Raw genomic sequence first — 225 nt, forward strand, 5'->3', positions numbered from 1 at the left:
AGGGGCCGTAGCTCAGCTGGGAGAGCGCCTGCTTTGCAAGCAGGATGTCGTCGGTTCGATCCCGTCCGGCTCCACCATTACCTTGGTGTTGAGTAGAGATGTGAAACCGGTTGCAAAAGTCATTCGTTTTAAGAGTTTGCGGCGAGCATCTAGCTCTCCGCCTGTTCTGTTTGACATCGTAAAGAGAAGATTTGTTCGAACTTCATAGCCCGCAAGGGGTGTGAT

1 tRNA gene is annotated in these 225 nt (G+C 52.0%); it reads left to right on the top strand.

Annotation, left to right across the window (positions count from 1 at the left end):
* The first annotated feature begins 1 nt into the window (after nt 1).
* Nucleotides 2-77 (top strand) — tRNA-Ala (locus tag AC0L2B_RS00020).
* Nucleotides 78-225: the final 148 nt, after the last annotated feature.

It is taken from the genome of Mesorhizobium sp. WSM4815, from assembly GCF_055811575.1.